The 14,248-nt window shown below is 68.1% G+C and carries 16 protein-coding genes; 5 read left to right on the top strand and 11 right to left on the bottom strand.

Annotated elements, in window-relative coordinates; genetic code table 11:
- Window positions 1-2 precede the first annotated feature (2 nt).
- From LJ725_RS20280 to LJ725_RS20265, 4 genes are read right to left on the bottom strand one after another with little or no spacing between them, the layout of a single operon-like run.
- On the bottom strand, window positions 3-443 hold the full coding sequence (locus LJ725_RS20280) for a type II toxin-antitoxin system VapC family toxin (protein ID WP_230552583.1): 441 nt from the start codon (window positions 441-443) through the stop codon (window positions 3-5).
- Entirely contained in the window at window positions 440-697 is a 258-nt protein-coding gene (locus LJ725_RS20275; protein WP_230552582.1) for a FitA-like ribbon-helix-helix domain-containing protein, read from the bottom strand. The genes LJ725_RS20280 and LJ725_RS20275 overlap by 4 nt, the downstream gene beginning before the upstream one ends.
- 14 nt (window positions 698-711) lie before the next feature.
- Window positions 712-2,361 carry a Y-family DNA polymerase gene (locus tag LJ725_RS20270; RefSeq protein ID WP_230552581.1) on the bottom strand — a complete coding sequence of 550 codons (1,650 nt, stop codon included), beginning with the start codon at window positions 2,359-2,361 and terminating at the stop codon, window positions 712-714.
- The gene (locus tag LJ725_RS20265; RefSeq protein ID WP_230552580.1) at window positions 2,279-3,124 is read right to left on the bottom strand and encodes an ImuA family protein; all 846 of its coding nucleotides are present in this window, start codon (window positions 3,122-3,124) and stop codon (window positions 2,279-2,281) included. Before LJ725_RS20265 ends, LJ725_RS20270 begins: the two co-directional genes overlap by 83 nt.
- Window positions 3,125-3,270: 146 nt before the next feature.
- On the opposite strand from LJ725_RS20265, the gene LJ725_RS20260 reads away from it, so the two are divergent.
- Together LJ725_RS20260 and LJ725_RS20255 are read left to right on the top strand one after the other, a co-directional pair.
- Window positions 3,271-4,113 (top strand): MBL fold metallo-hydrolase, encoded by an 843-nt coding sequence (locus LJ725_RS20260; protein WP_230552579.1) that lies wholly within the window; start codon window positions 3,271-3,273, stop codon window positions 4,111-4,113.
- Window positions 4,100-4,924: an aminoglycoside phosphotransferase family protein gene (locus LJ725_RS20255; RefSeq protein WP_230552578.1), complete on the top strand. Its 825-nt coding sequence runs from the start codon at window positions 4,100-4,102 to the stop codon at window positions 4,922-4,924. Before LJ725_RS20260 ends, LJ725_RS20255 begins: the two co-directional genes overlap by 14 nt.
- On the opposite strand, the gene LJ725_RS20250 is transcribed toward LJ725_RS20255, so the two are convergent.
- Window positions 4,921-5,949, bottom strand: a complete 1,029-nt coding sequence (locus LJ725_RS20250) for a histone deacetylase family protein (RefSeq protein WP_230552576.1) — start codon at window positions 5,947-5,949, stop codon at window positions 4,921-4,923. The genes LJ725_RS20255 and LJ725_RS20250 overlap by 4 nt on opposite strands.
- Window positions 5,950-5,958: 9 nt before the next feature.
- Complete coding sequence (locus tag LJ725_RS20245) at window positions 5,959-7,131, bottom strand: CaiB/BaiF CoA transferase family protein (RefSeq protein ID WP_230552574.1); 1,173 nt, start codon at window positions 7,129-7,131, stop codon at window positions 5,959-5,961.
- A 120-nt stretch (window positions 7,132-7,251) separates the two neighbouring features.
- Between LJ725_RS20245 and LJ725_RS20240 the strand changes: the two genes are divergently transcribed.
- Window positions 7,252-8,493, top strand: a complete 1,242-nt coding sequence (locus tag LJ725_RS20240; protein WP_230552572.1) for a Zn-dependent hydrolase — start codon at window positions 7,252-7,254, stop codon at window positions 8,491-8,493.
- A 132-nt stretch (window positions 8,494-8,625) separates the two neighbouring features.
- Complete coding sequence (locus tag LJ725_RS20235) at window positions 8,626-9,789, top strand: benzoate/H(+) symporter BenE family transporter (protein WP_230552570.1); 1,164 nt, start codon at window positions 8,626-8,628, stop codon at window positions 9,787-9,789.
- Here LJ725_RS20235 and LJ725_RS20230 read toward each other — a convergent pair.
- Window positions 9,770-10,324 carry a carboxymuconolactone decarboxylase family protein gene (locus tag LJ725_RS20230; RefSeq protein WP_230552568.1) on the bottom strand — a complete coding sequence of 185 codons (555 nt, stop codon included), beginning with the start codon at window positions 10,322-10,324 and terminating at the stop codon, window positions 9,770-9,772. The genes LJ725_RS20235 and LJ725_RS20230 overlap by 20 nt on opposite strands.
- An 85-nt stretch (window positions 10,325-10,409) precedes the next feature.
- Here LJ725_RS20230 and LJ725_RS20225 point away from each other — a divergent pair, with 85 nt between their 5' ends.
- Window positions 10,410-10,721 carry a winged helix-turn-helix transcriptional regulator gene (locus LJ725_RS20225; RefSeq protein ID WP_230552566.1) on the top strand — a complete coding sequence of 104 codons (312 nt, stop codon included), beginning with the start codon at window positions 10,410-10,412 and terminating at the stop codon, window positions 10,719-10,721.
- On the opposite strand, the gene LJ725_RS20220 is transcribed toward LJ725_RS20225, so the two are convergent.
- The 4 genes from LJ725_RS20220 to LJ725_RS20205 all read right to left on the bottom strand — a co-directional run bounded on the left by LJ725_RS20220 (window position 10,722) and on the right by LJ725_RS20205 (window position 14,056).
- Window positions 10,722-11,162 (bottom strand): hypothetical protein, encoded by a 441-nt coding sequence (locus tag LJ725_RS20220; protein ID WP_230552564.1) that lies wholly within the window; start codon window positions 11,160-11,162, stop codon window positions 10,722-10,724. It abuts the gene before it with no gap.
- Window positions 11,159-12,328: a sulfite oxidase gene (locus LJ725_RS20215; protein WP_230552562.1), complete on the bottom strand. Its 1,170-nt coding sequence runs from the start codon at window positions 12,326-12,328 to the stop codon at window positions 11,159-11,161. Before LJ725_RS20215 ends, LJ725_RS20220 begins: the two co-directional genes overlap by 4 nt.
- Before the next feature lie 86 nt (window positions 12,329-12,414).
- Complete coding sequence (locus LJ725_RS20210) at window positions 12,415-13,206, bottom strand: ABC transporter permease (protein ID WP_230552561.1); 792 nt, start codon at window positions 13,204-13,206, stop codon at window positions 12,415-12,417.
- A gap of 10 nt (window positions 13,207-13,216) precedes the next feature.
- Entirely contained in the window at window positions 13,217-14,056 is an 840-nt protein-coding gene (locus tag LJ725_RS20205; RefSeq protein ID WP_230552560.1) for an ABC transporter permease, read from the bottom strand.
- Window positions 14,057-14,248: the final 192 nt, after the last annotated feature.

Below are 14,248 nucleotides of genomic sequence, written 5' to 3'. Positions count from 1 at the left end.
GCTCAGGGATCGATGAGTTCATCCGCCCGGGCGAGCGGTACGACGCGTACTGGAATGCCCTCGTTCTTCAGCGCCTGCAGGAATTCCTCGTCGGCGCTGACCAGCGGGGCCATGGCCGATTCAGCGCAGGCGGCATAGAAGCATTCGTGCACCGGCCGACTGCATTGCAGGGCGATGGCCAGCGCGCGATTGCGTAGCTGCGGCGATTCGACAAAGGCCGAGACGAAGGACGGCAGCGCGATGTTGCGCACGATGGGCTCGGCCTGCTCCACCGTGATCTCGCCGCTTGTCGTCTTTTTCCACGCCAGCTCGGCGACACCCGCGATCAGGATGTCGGGCGCGATCACCTCGTGCCGGTTGGCCAGCAACGAACGCGCCTGCGGTCGCAGCGGCTCCTCGACGAACCATTTGATGGCGACGCCGGGATCGACGACGACGATCACTTGCCGCCTCCCATCGGGGCGACGCGCGCCGGCGGCGTCATCGCGGCGATGCGGTCGGCCTCGGCCACTGCGTCGAGAACCAGCGGCTGGCCCGACGCATAGGTCAGCAGGTCGCGCAGGTCGGCCTCGAGCGACCGGCCCTTGGCACGCGCGTGGACCTTCAGGCGGTCGATGATCGCGGTGTCGAGGCCGCGAATGGTGAGCGTGATGCCGCGCTTGTTCGTCGCCTTTGCCGTCTCTGTTGCGTCTTCCATTTCCCTCACCCCCTTCAGGCGCAGAAACCATGGAGGAACCAGCGCGCCGTCGGCTGGCCGTTGGCGGCGGGCTGATAGGGCCCGTCGCGAAACAGCCAGAAGCGGCCGCCGTCATCGTCTTCCACGCGGTAATAGTCGCGCACCGGCGGCAGGGTGGCGGCGGGCGGGCGACTGCCGTCGGGCCTCGGCCGCCACCATTCGTCGGCGATGCGCTCTGGCCCGTCGGCGCGCACGATGCGGTGCGCATGCCGCCGCCAGCGGAACATCGAAGGGGGATCGTCGGGGACGAAGGCGGTGACCTCGACGAGTTCGGGTCGCTGCAGCAGGCGCGTCGGCCGCGCGTTCTTGAGGTTCGCGATTCGGCGCCACGCCCCCTCGGCGGCAGGGCTCGACGAAACGGGGGCCGCGATCTGGACGCGCTCGGGGAGGTGACTGTCGCGGGTCAGCAGCCGCACGACATTCTCCGCACCCAGGCGCAGCGCCAGCCGGTCGGCGAGATCGATCGTGCCGTCCATGCCCGAGGCGATGCCGGGCGAGTCCTGGTCCGGGAGCGCGTCCTGCGTGCCGCTCCACGCCTCGACCTCGGGCGCGGAGAGGATCATCAATTCGACGCCGAAGCCGGCATCGAGCTGGCCCAGCCTCTCCTCGAACAGCTTCATCAGTTTCGGATTGTCGCGATTGGGCCGGCTGGTGCCGATCGAGGTGCGGTCCACCGAGCCGTCGACGCGGTAGAGCGCGATCTCCAGCTGGCGCGCACCGACGCCGGCCTGCTCGAACTGCCGGCACAGGGCGGCGAGAAGGCGGCTGGTCGCGGCGGCGATATCCTCGGCCCGGCCGATCGGCTCGGCGAAGGCGAGGCGCGTGCGGAAAGCGGGCGGCAGGCGGCGCGGCTCGATCGGTTCGTCGAGTGTGCCCAGCGCCTGGTCGACGCGGCGCAGCAGCTGGTCGCCGAAGCGGCGGACGAGCGGCCCGCGCGGCATGGGGTAGAGATCGCCGATGCGGCGCAGGCCGAGTTTCAGCAGGGTCTCCAGGATCGGCGGCTCAAGGCGCAGCCCCTCGACCGGCAAGGCGGCGAGAGCATCGCGCTGGCCGCGGGCGGGGCAGAAGAGATCGGCCTGGCGTTCGGCGAAGCGGGCCAGCGCCCAGGCGGCGCCTGCTGTGTCGGCCATCGCGGCCCGGCACGAGAGGTCGCGGCGGCTGAGGCGCGTGACCAGATCGGCCAGCAGCGCCCGTTCGCCGCTCTCGCCCTCGCCGAAGAGATGCGTACAGCCGGTCACGTCGAGCAGCAGGCCGGCATCGCCGCCGAATCCGCCGGCACTGCAGGCCGTTTCGACGTCCGGGGCGAGCGCGCCGCCCGTCGGATCGATCGCCACCCAGGGCGTGTAGCGGTCGCACCAGCCCGCGATCGCCTCGACCAGACGCAGGTCGGCCTGCGGCTCGCCCGCCTCTGTCACGAGATCCGGCAGGAGCGCGCGCGCATCGGCCAGCCGCATGCGCGGACGGAGTCCGGCGGCCCGCGCGTGCGGATTGATGGCGACCAGACGCGGGCAGCCCTCGTGCCAGACGACGGTGGCGGCAGCCCTATCCGACCAGTCTTTCTTCGAAGCGCGCGCCCGCCGGTCCGTGGAGAGCTTGGGGAACCACAGCGAGACAATGCGTTTCATCGTTCCACTCCAGGAGCCAGGACGGGATTTCGTCGGCGGACGGCGTGCCGAAGCGGTTGCGCCGCAATTCCACGCGCCAGCGCGCGGCACCGACATCGGTGAGGCCCGGCGTCGAGGCCGAGGGAGCGGAGACAATCCGCCAGCGCGTCGCGCACACGCTTTGCGGGGCTCCGGGCTGCGCGCGCAGCAGCAGGGCAGGAACGCCGTTCTTTTCGGCGGCGAGGGACAGGCGGCGGCCGGCGGTCGGATCGGACGCGCGCGTCTCGCCCAGCACGGCGGCGATGCCGGGACAGCGCAGCCCTTCCTCCATCGCCCAGAAGAGATCCTCGTCGCGTCGCGCCGTGACCATCAGCAGGCGCGCCGGCTCGAACCAGGAAGACAGCGCCGGTGCGTAGGGCATGGCGTCGGATGGGCCGGCGGCGCGGCGACACCACAGGATCGTGCCCGGCCCGAAGCGGCCGAGCAGATGGGCCGCAAATCCCAGGGCGGCGCCGTCGTGCGGTGCCACGCGGCCGGAAGGGCCGGGGCCGGCCTCGATCTCGTGCAGGGCGCCGGTCAGCAGCCCGCCTTCGGGCAGCAGGGAGTCGATGGCGGGAATTCCCAGCTTCACCGAGGCGGCGCGGCCGCTCCTCTGGACGCTGTTCGCCCTCTCGAGCCGGCGCACTTTTTCGCGCAAGGTCGCCGGCACCGACGCAGCCGCGTCGTTGGCCGCAACGGCCCGGGAAACAGGAGAAGCAAAGACATTCGGGGAAATGACCGGCATCGCCCCCTCGTCAGGTCGGGTGGAACGGGCTGAGGATTAATGTTCTTGTTTTGTTCTAGTTGCTTCACAATCGTGAGTCAACGGGACTAAGGGCTGGCATATCGAGTGCATCCGGAGAGAAGCTGCCATCCTGTTCCGGAGGCTCCATGACTCTTCGTCTGTCCCTCGCCGCCCTCTGCGCCACCGCCTTCGCCCTGCTGACGGGCCCCGCGCTGGCCCGCTGTTCGAAGAACCTGGTCGAACTCGGTCCCACCCTGCAGGGCCGCGGCGTGCAGATGGCCTCGCTCGACGGCGCGCGGATGGCGGCGGATACGGCCAGCCGCGCCATCATCACCTTTCTCGGCCATGCCAGCTTCGAGATCGACACGCCGCAGGGCGTGCGCGCCATCACCGACTACAACGGGCTGAACGGTTTCGGCCGCAAGCCCGACATCGTGACGATGAACAATGCGCACTCCACCCACTACACCGACACGCCCGAGGAGGGGATCACCTACGTGCTGCGCGGCTGGCCGACCGAGGCCGGCGACACCGAGGCGCGCCACGACGTCGAGCTGAAGGATCTCAAGGTCGCGAACCTGCCGACCAACGCGCGCGACTGGGGCGGCGGCTCGGCGCGCATCAACGGCAACTCGATCTTCACCTTCACCATCGGCGATCTCTGCATCGCCCATCTCGGCCACCTGCATCACCGGCTGACCAAGGACCATCTCGACGAGCTCGGCCGCATCGACGTGCTGATGGTGCCGATCGACGGCGCCTACACGGTCGGCCTGCCGGTGATGGTCGAGGTCGTTCGCCAGATCCAGCCGCGCATCGTGCTGCCCATGCATTACTGGGGACGCGGCCAGGTCGCGCGCTTCGAGGAACTGATGCGCGACCAGGACGCCGTCTTCATCTGGCCCGATCGCCGCACCATCGAGGTGGCGCACGACACGCTGCCCGAGAAACTCACCGTCTACGTCGTCGGCGGGAATGGCGGGGATTGAGCCGGTAGACCCCGCACTTTGGCTTGCGCGCTGGACTCTCGAGGCCGACGGCGAGCCGCTGAAGACCCGCAGCAGTCTTCTCCTGCCCGTACGCTGCGCTGGCGTGCCGGCGATGCTGAAGATCGCGCACGAACCGGAAGAGAAGCGCGGCGGCAGGCTGATGGCCTGGTGGAGCGGCAATGGCGCGGCCCATGTGCTGGCCCAGGATGACGGCGTGCTGCTGCTCGAACGCGCCACCGGCTCGCGTTCGCTGGCTGCGATGGCCCGGGCGGGCGGCGACAAGGACGACGAGGCGACGCGCATCCTCTGCGTCGCTACGAGACGTCTGCACGATCATCGAGCGCCGCCGCCTGCCGACCTCGTGCCGCTCGAGGTCTGGTTCGCGCCGTTGTTGGAGGCATCGGATCGCGGGGAGCTGATCGCCGGGGCCCGCACCGTTGCCCGCGATCTGCTGGCCAACCAGCGCGAGCCTCGTGTGCTGCACGGCGACATCCATCACGAGAATGTGCTGGATGCGGGCGCGCGTGGCTGGATCGCCATCGATCCCAAGGGACTCCTCGGTGAGCGCACCTTCGACTACGTCAATCTCCTGCGAAATCCAGACGACGAGATCGCGCTGAGACCGGACCGATTCATCCGTCAGGTCGATGTGATCGTCGAGATGGCGTCACTCGATCGCACCCGCCTGCTGCAATGGACGCTCGCGTTGGCCGGCCTGTCCGTCGTCTGGATGCTGGAGGACGGCGCCATACCGAAGCGCGACGTTGCGATCGCGGAGCTGGCCGCCGCCGCGTTGAGCATGAGCCGCTAGCTGCGTCCCTTCTCGAAGCCGGCCAGGAACTGCACGAGGTTGCGGCCGAGATCGTCGCCGAGATAGCCGCCTTCCTGGACCAGCACCGTCGGCAGGCCGAGGCGCGCGATCTTCTCGGCCATGGCGTGGAAGCCCGCGCCGGTGACCTTGAGCCCCTGCAGCGGGTCGCTCTCACTGGCGTCGAGGCCGAGCGCCACCACGAGCGCCGTCGGCTGGAATTCCTTGATGCGCGCCAGCGCCCTGTCGCCGGCTTCGAGCCACGGCGCGTCCGGCGAGCCGAGCGGCAGCGGCAGGTTGAGGTTGAAGCCTTGGCCCTTGCCGTCTCCCTGCTCGCGGGCGTGGCCCCAGAAGAAGGGATAGTAGTGGTCGGGATCGGCGTGGATCGAGACGGTGAGCACGTCGTCGCGCTCGTAGAAGATGCCCTGCGTGCCGTTGCCGTGATGCACGTCGACATCGAGGATCGCCACGCGCTCGTGCCGGCTGCGCAGGCGTTGCGCCGCGACCGCCGTGTTGTTCAGGAAGCAGAAGCCGCCGGCCATGTCGGCATAGGCGTGATGGCCCGGCGGGCGGCAGAGCGCGTAGGCGTGGCTTTCGCCCTCCAGCACGATGTCGGCCACGGTGGCGGCGACCTCGGTGGCGGCGAGGGCGGCCTCCCAGGTATGCGGCCCGATCGGACAGCCCGTATCGACCTGATGCCAGCCGGCGCGGCCGGCCAGCGCCTTCGGATAGGAGGCATGGGCGCGTGCCGGATGGACGTTGGGCACCACTTCCGGACCCGCACCCGGCAGCTTGGCCCATTCGCGCGCGGCGATCTGCAGGAAGTCGAGATAATCCGGCGTATGCACGGTGGCCGCCGGTGCCGGACCATAGGAACGCGGCGACAGGATCGTGTGTCCCGCTTCCGTGGCGGCCGTCAGCAGGCGCGTCGCGCGTTCGGGCTGCTCGGCGCTGCGCTGCTTGGTGCCGCGCACCACGAAGTGCTGCGGATCGTGTTGCGCGTGCTTCTCGGAATAGACGATCTTCACGGGAGGACCTCAGGTCGTGGCGATGGCCTTGGCCGTCTTGAGGGTGGCGATCTCGTCATCGCTATAGCCCACCTCGCGCATGATCTCGACCGTGTGTTCGCCGACGGCGGGCGACTTCTGGCGCGTTTCCACAGGCGCAGCGGAGAGCTTGATCGGGTTGGCGGCCGATTTCACCGGGCCGATGCCCGGATAGTCGATCTCCAGCACGCTGCCACGCGCCTTGGCATGCTCGCTCGCCATCACGTCGCTCACCTTGTAGGCGGCAGAGCAGGGCATGCCGGCGGGGATCAGTCTTTCGAGCAGCTCGTCGGCCGTGTGCTCGAGGAAATAGGCTTCGATCATCCCTTCGAGGAGTGCCCGATGGGCGACGCGGCCGGCGTTGGTCTTGAAGCGTTCGTCGTCCAGCCAGTCCTTCCGGCCGAGCGCGGTGCAGAGGAGGCGCCAGAAGGCGTCGTTGGTGCCGGCCACGAACACGGGCTGCGTCTTGGTCGGGAAGACGCGCAGCGGGCAGAGGATCGTGTTCGAGGTTCCCATGCGCTCCGGGTTCTCGCCGGTCAGCCCGTGGTTGGTGATCCAGTGGCTCATCAGGTGCATGCCGACGTCGAACAGCGACAGGTCGAGCCGCTGGCCCTTGCCGGTCTTGATCCGGTGCAGCAGTGCGAAGGCGATGCCGCCGGCGCAGGCGAGGCCCGTGGAATAGTCGATCGGCGCGGTGCCGACGCGGCACATCTCGCCCTGGTAGGGGCCGGTCGCATCCATCAGGCCGATCTCGGCCTGGATGCAGGGATCGTAGCCGGCGCGCGGCGCGTAGGGGCCGGTCTGTCCGTAGCCCGAGATCGAGGCATAGATCGCCTGCGGATTGACCTTGGAGACGACATCCCAACCGAAGCCCAGCTTGTCGATAACGCCCGGGGTGAAGGCTTCCATGAACACGTCGGCCTTCTTGACGAGCCGCATCAGCACATCCTTGCCGCCGTCCGTGCGCAGATCGATCGCCAGGCCCCGCTTGTTGCGGTTCATCGAGGGGACCCACGCTCCGCCGAAATGCGGCCGGAAGTGCTCGCCGTTCAGGGGCTCGACCTTGATCACGTCGGCCCCCATGTCGCCCAGGATCTGGCCGGCGGTGGGGCCGGCGATGACCTGCGTCAGGTCGAGAACGAGCGTGTCGGACAGCGGAAGCATGCGATGAATTTCCTCCTGGCCCCAACCCATGCAAGACGACGCAGGTGCGCTCAAGCGCTTCGTTTCGCTGGCTGGCATTTGCTATGGTCTGGGCTTGTCCCACCCCGGAGTCCGTAGCCCATGACCGCCAGCGACCGTCCCAATCTGCGTGTGGATCACGACCGGCTGTGGTCGAGCCTGATGGAGCTGGGCCAGATCGGCGGCACGGAGAAGGGCGGCGTCTGCCGCATCGCGCTGACCGATCTCGACCGGCAGGGGCGCGACCTGTTCGTGCGCTGGGCGAAGGAAGCGGGCTGCACGATCAAGGTCGACCAGCTCGGCAACGTCTTCGCCCGCCGCGAGGGCCGCGATCCGTCCCGGCCGCCGGTGATGACCGGCTCCCATCTCGACACCCAGCCGACCGGCGGCAAGTTCGACGGCGCCTATGGCGTGATGGCCGGGCTCGAAGTGCTGCGCGTGCTGCACGATTCCAACTACGTCACCGAGGCGCCGATCGAGGTCGCGGTCTGGACCAACGAGGAAGGCTGCCGCTTCGCGCCGGCGATGGTCGCGTCGGGCGTGTTCGGCGGCGCCTTCACCCTCGAACATGCGCTCTCGATCAAGGATCGCGACGGCGTCACGTTCGGCGAGGCGCTGAAGCAGATCGGTTACGACGGCAAGGAGCCGGTGGGCGGCCGCCCGATCGGCGCCTTCTTCGAGGCGCATATCGAGCAGGGGCCGATCCTGGAGCGCGAGAAGAAGACAATCGGCGTGGTCACCGGCGCACAGGGCCAGCGCTGGTACGAGATCAACTGGACCGGCATGGAGAGCCATGCCGGCACGACGCCGATGGAAGGCCGCCGCGACGCGCTGGTCGGTGCGGCGGAACTGATCGTCGCCGCGCGCAGCATCGGTAACCGTCCCAACGGCCGCTCGACCATCGGTGTGATCGAAAGCCAGCCGCAGGCGCGCAACACCATTCCCGGCCGCGTCTTCATGACGGTCGATTTCCGTCATCCCGACGATGCCGAACTGACGAAGATGGATGCCGAGATGCGCGCCGCCGCGGCGGACATCGCAAAGCGGCACCGGCTCGAGGTGAAGATCGAGCAGATCTGGTATTTCCCGCCGTCTCCCTTCGCGAAGGAGCTGGTCGACGCAGTGCGACGCGGCGCCGAGCAGGCGGGCTATCCCCACATGGACATCGTGAGCGGCGCCGGCCACGACGCCTGCTATGTCAGCCGCGTTGCGCCCACCGCCATGGTGTTCGTGCCCTGCAAGGACGGCGTCAGTCACAACGAGATCGAGGACGCGAGCAAGAGCGACGTCGGCGCCGGGGCGCAGATCCTGCTGCAGGCCATGGTCGAGCGCGCGAATGCCTGATTTGGCGCAGGCTGAGCAACCAGCCTCTCTTGTCATCCCGATCGCAGCTCGGGACCTTTCGCGTTATCGAGTAAAGGTCCCGAGCCTGCGGCTCGGGATAACAGCGGCTTTGAAATCGACAGGCGTGCGCCTTTGAAATCCACCGGTCTGATCTCCGTCGCGGCCGCCGCCCTGGTCGCGACGATTGCCGGCGTGGGCGGCACCCTGCCCGTCGTGCTGGCGGCGGCGCAGGCGGTGGGGGCGACGCCCGATCAGGCGAGTTCGTGGGTGTCGGGGCTGGGCCTCGCCACGGCGGCGAGCGCGCTGTTGCTCAGCGTCCGCTACCGCATGCCGATCATCACCGCCTGGTCGACGCCGGGCGCCGCGCTGATCGCCTCCACCGCCGGTGTGCCGAACTTCGCGGCGGCGGTCGGCGCCTTCGTGCTGGCGGCGCTGCTGATCCTCCTTACGGCGGCGGTGCGTCCCATCGGACGGCTGATCGAGAAGATCCCGGCCAGTATCGCCGCCGCCATGCTGGCGGGCATCCTGCTGCGCCTTGTGATGGCGATGGTCGAGCACGTGCCGACCTCGCCCCTGTTGGTCCTGCCGTTGATTGCGCTGTTCCTCGTGGCGCGCGCCTTCTTCCCGGCGCTGGTGTCGCTGATCGTGCTGGTGGCGGGCGCATCGCTCGCCTGGTCGCTGGGCCTGGTGAAGCCGCTGCCGCCGATCGGCCTGTCCACGCTGGTCGTCACTGCACCCGTGTGGGACATCGCCACTCTGATCGGGCTGGGCGTGCCGCTCTATCTCGTGACGATGGCCTCGCAGAACCTTCCAGGGTTCGCGGTGCTGCGCGGTTCGGGCTATCAGCCGCCGACACAGCCCATCCTCGTGGTCACCGGTGCGGCGTCTTTGGGGACGGCGTTCCTCGGGGCGCACACCTCCAATCTGGCGGCGATCTCCGCGGCGCTATGCACCGGCCCCGATGCCCATCCCGATCCGGCGCAACGGTGGAAGGCAGGTCCCTTCTACGCGATCTTCTGGGGACTCATCGCCCTGTTCGGCGCCTCGCTGGTCGGCCTGTTCGGGGCGCTGCCCCCGGCGCTGCTCGCGACCGTCGCGGGCACCGCCTTGCTGGGCTCCACGGCGGGCGCGCTGGGCATCGCGCTGGCGGGGGACCAGGACCGCCTGGCGGCGGCGGGCACGCTGGCCGTCACCGTCTCGGGCGTCACGCTGATGGGCGTCGGCTCGGCCTTCTGGGGCCTCGTCTTCGGGCTGCTGATCCTCGGGATCGACCGTCTCACGAAGGCGAGGCGCTAGGAAAGCGCGCGCCGTAGGCTTCGAGCGGCAGGTCGAGGGCGCGGCAGAAGAAACTGATCGTGTGATAGTAGCCCGCAAGCGCGATCACTTCGAGGATCTGGGCCTCGTCGAAATGCGCCGAGAGCGTCGACCATGAAGCCTCGCCGAGCGTGCGCTGCTCGACAAGATCGTCGACTGCCGCCAGCAGGGCCTGCTCTTCGGCCGACCAGCAGGGTGCATCGGCGGGACCGTGGACGATCGCCGCGATCTGCTGGGCATCGAGCCCGACTTTCTCCGCGAAGAAGGCGATGTGGACGCCCCACTCATACTCGGCGCCGAGCCGCGCCGTCGTGCGGTCGATCACCAGTTCGCGCTGGCGCAGGGACAGCGTGCCCTTGTCGAGCAGTCCGCCCGCAAACATCTTCTCGAAGACGCGCGGGTTGCGCGCCATCGTCCGGAACAGGACCAGCGGCGCCACGCCCGCCGGCATGATGCGTTCCAGGGAGGCCGCGATCTGCGGCGGATAGGGCGCTTCGGCAGGTGCGATGCGGGGCATGAAAGTCTCCGGTGAAAGTGCTACAGTTTCCGTAGCATCAGTGACGGCGAATCGCTACAGAAACTGTAGTAACGGAGTGAAATAGATGGTGAAGCGCGTGCGCGGCTCGACGACCGGCCGCCCGATCATGGCGCTGCTCGACCTGCTGGGCCGGCGCTGGACGCTGCGCATCGTCTGGGAACTGCGCGAGGAGCCCCGGAGGTTCCGCGAGCTGCAGGACCTGATCGGCGCCAGCCCGACCATCGTGAACACACGGCTGGCCGAACTGCGCGAGGCCAGGCTGGTCGAGCTCGACGAGGCGACGGGCTACCGTCTCACGGCGCTGGGCAGCGAGTTGCTGCAGCTGTTCCTGCCGCTGCACCTCTGGTCGGAGAAGTGGGCGAAGGCGGTTGGGTGACTATTTCAGGAACGGATTGTCGGAGCCACGGCCCTTGCGCCGCGGCGGAAACTGCTCGGCCAGATAGTCGAGGATCTCGGTGCGTTCCTCCGGCTTGATCGGCGGCATGCGATGCTTCTCGACCATCAGGTCGAGCGTCGAATCCCAGAGGTCGCGCGTCAGGCCCTGTGCCTTGATCAACGCCACGCCATGGCAGGCCGTGCAGGTATAGAAAGTCAGTTCGCGATTCTTGCCCTCGGGCAGATCCTCGACCTTGTCATTGTGCGGCGGCGGCTTGCCCTTGTCGGGATCGACGGCGGCCGGTGCCGCCGCCACCTTGGGCGCCGGCGGCACATAGACGTACTGGTCCTTGCGCAGTTCGCCGGCGCGGTCGAAGGCGAGCACTACGAACGTCGCCGCCAAGCCGATGACGGCGGCGTGGATGACATTGAGCTGGCTCAAGATTCGACGAGCACCCGGATGCGGTTGATCGGGTTGGCGCCGTAGCCCTGCGGGTTCCAGTTGGCGGCCTGGAAGGGCTGCGTCACGCCCTTGCTGTCCGTCGCCTTGGCCCACACTTCGTAGTAGCCCGTGGTCGGCAGTTCGATCGACGCGCTGAAGTTCTGCCAGGCATACTTGTTGGCGGGCGCATCGACCTTGGCCGGCTTCCAGGTGACGCCGTAGTCGGTCGAGATGTCGACGGTCTTGATGTCGAAGTCGCCGGCCCAGGCATGGCCGCGCAGGTCGAGCTTGCGCGATGTGAGACGCGTGCCGTCGGCCGGGAAGGTGATCACCGAGCGGACGGGCATCGATTCCAGGATCGCCATGTCCTTCTCGTCGCCCTTGCTGCCGGGCACGATCGGCTTCTTCGGCACACGGTACGAGAAGCCGCCCATGCCCGGACCGTCGTGTTCCTTGTCGCGCACCCAGATGCGCTTCAGCCACTTGGTCGACACCGACGCGGGCCAGCCGGGGATGACGAGGCGGACCGGGGCTCCATGGATGAGCGGCATGTCCTGGCCGTTCAGCTTGAAGGCGATCAGCGTATGCTCCTCCATCGCCTTGGCGATCGGCACGCCGCGCGAGATGGAAGGCTTGTCCGTGTCGCCGGCCAGCGTCGGATCGGCGCCGTAACTGCCGATATAGACGGCGGAGGACTTGAGGCCCGCGGCCTTCAGCACGTCGGCGAGGCGCACGCCGGTCCACATCGGACAGCCCGCGCCGCCGTTGGTCCACTGGTTGCCGCGCGCCTCCGGCGTGAAGAAGGAGCGACCGTTGCCGCCGCATTCCAGCATGAGCTGGTAGGTGACGGCGGGGAACTTGCTCATGAGGTCGCCGACGGTGATCTCCATCGGCGTATTGACCTCGCCGTCGATCTTGACCTTCCAGGCCTTGGGATCGCCAGTGACGTCGGGAACCTGGCCGTTGTTGCGAATGAAGAGCTTGGCCGTCGGCGTGACGCTGTCGTCCAGCAGTTCGGCCTGCGTCTCGGCAACGAGCGGCTTGTCGCCCAGGACCGCCAGCTTGGCCTTGCCTTCCATGTCGAGAAGTTTTGGCCCCTTGGCGGCCGGTGCGCCTTGCGCCAGGGCCGACCCGACGGGCGGCAACGAAGCACCAATAGTGGCCATACCGACCCCCTTCAGCACATTACGACGCGACGCCTTGGACGTTCCGGAACGCGGCATTTTTTCCTCCCTGACGGAGGATTCTTAGCTCAAACTTTCCGCCGCGTCAGCCAGCCGGACAGAACCAGTGCACAGGCGGCGATCGTCACGACGATGGTCGCGAGCACGTTGATTTGAGGGTCGACGCCGAGGCGGACGCTGGAATAGACGCGCATCGGCAGCGTCTGCGACTGCGCGCCGGCGACGAACTGGGTCAGGATCAGGTCGTCCAACGACAAGGTGAAGGCCAGCAGCCAGCCCGAACCGACGGCCGGCGCGATCAGCGGCAGCGTGATGGTGCGGAAGGTGACCCAGGGTGTGGCGCCGAGATCCATGGCGGCTTCCTCCAGTGCCCGGTCGAAGTCGGTGAGGCGGGCCTGCACGACGATCGCCACGAAGGCGACCGAGAAGGTCGTGTGGGCGATGGCGATGGTCAGGAACCCGCGATCCGGTCCGCCGAACAGTCGCTCGGAGCCGACGAACAGCAGCAGCATCGAAATGCCCATCACCACTTCGGGCATCACCATCGGCGCCACGACGAGACTGCCGAACAGGGTGCGGCCGGGGAAACGCGGCGCGCGCACCAGCGCATATCCTGCGGCGAGGCCCAGTAGGGCGGCGCCGGTCGCGCTCACCAGCGCGATCCGCAGCGACAGCCAGGCGGCTTCCAGCATCGCCTCGTTGGCGAACAGCGCTCGCCACCATTTGAGCGAGAAGCCCGACCAGACGGTGACCAGTCTCGACTCGTTGAACGAGTAGACGATCACCAGCGCGATCGGCAGGTAGAGGAAGGCATAACCGAAAGCCAGCATGCCGAAGGCGAAGCGGGCGCGGCCGGTCATGTGTCCGTCCTCATGATCGCTTCTCGAGGCTGCGCGCCTGGTTGCGTTGGAAGATCGCGATCGGCCCGACCAGCAGAACCAGCAGGCAGACCGCCACCGCCGAGGCGAGCGGCCAGTCGCCATTGGTGAAGAATTCGTCCCACAGGACCTTGCCGATCATCAGGGTCCCGGTGCCGCCCAGCAGGTCGGGGATCACGAACTCGCCGACCGCCGGGATGAAGACGAGCAGGCAACCCGCGACGATGCCCGGCAGCGATAGGGGGAGCGTGACGGTGAGGAAGGCGGCGAGCGGCCGGGCGCCGAGGTCGGCCGCGGCTTCGAGCAGGCTGTCGTCGAGTTTCTCCAGCGTGGCATACAGCGGCAGGACCATGAACGGGAGGTAGGCGTAGACGATGCCCAGATGCACCGCCCATTCGGTGCCGAGGATCGTCCCGGGATTGCTGGCGAGGCCGCTCCAGCGCAGGAACTGCTCGATCAGCCCGTTGTCGGCCAGCAGGCCCATCCAGGCGTAGATGCGGATCAGGAACGAGGTCCAGAAGGGCAGCACGACCAGCATCAGCAGCAACGGCCTGCGGTTCGGTGCGGTACGGGCGATGGCATAGGCCATGGGATAGCCCAGCAGCAGCGCGACCAGCGTCGAGGTCGCCGCGATCCTGATCGAGGAGAGCCAGGCCGCGAGGTAGAGATCGTCGGAAAAGAGCAGCGCGAAGCTCTTGAAGCTGAATCCAAGCTCGACCGGCGGCACCGAATCGGGCGCGTTGGTGCCCAGCGCGATCGCCAGCACCAGCAGGCAGGGCAGCAGAAAGAAGAGGCCGAGCCACAGGAAGGGCAGGCCGATGACGAACCGCATCGCCTAGAGTCCTTCCATTTACATTGACCCACTTACCTCATCCTGAGGAGCGCCGTGAAGCGGCGCGTCTCGAAGGATGGGCAACAGGCAGGGTGCCGGTTCCCACCCCAGCGCGGAGGTGCTCCGCGCGACGAGACGCATCGCTGCGCGATGCTCCTCAGGGTGAGGCCGGTGCTGGAATGCTCGGCTCAA

It is taken from the genome of Reyranella aquatilis (genome assembly GCF_020880995.1).
GTDB lineage: Bacteria > Pseudomonadota > Alphaproteobacteria > Reyranellales > Reyranellaceae > Reyranella > Reyranella aquatilis.
The sequence above is the reverse complement of the archived record's forward strand: the minus strand, read 5'-3'. Positions and strand labels throughout refer to the sequence as shown.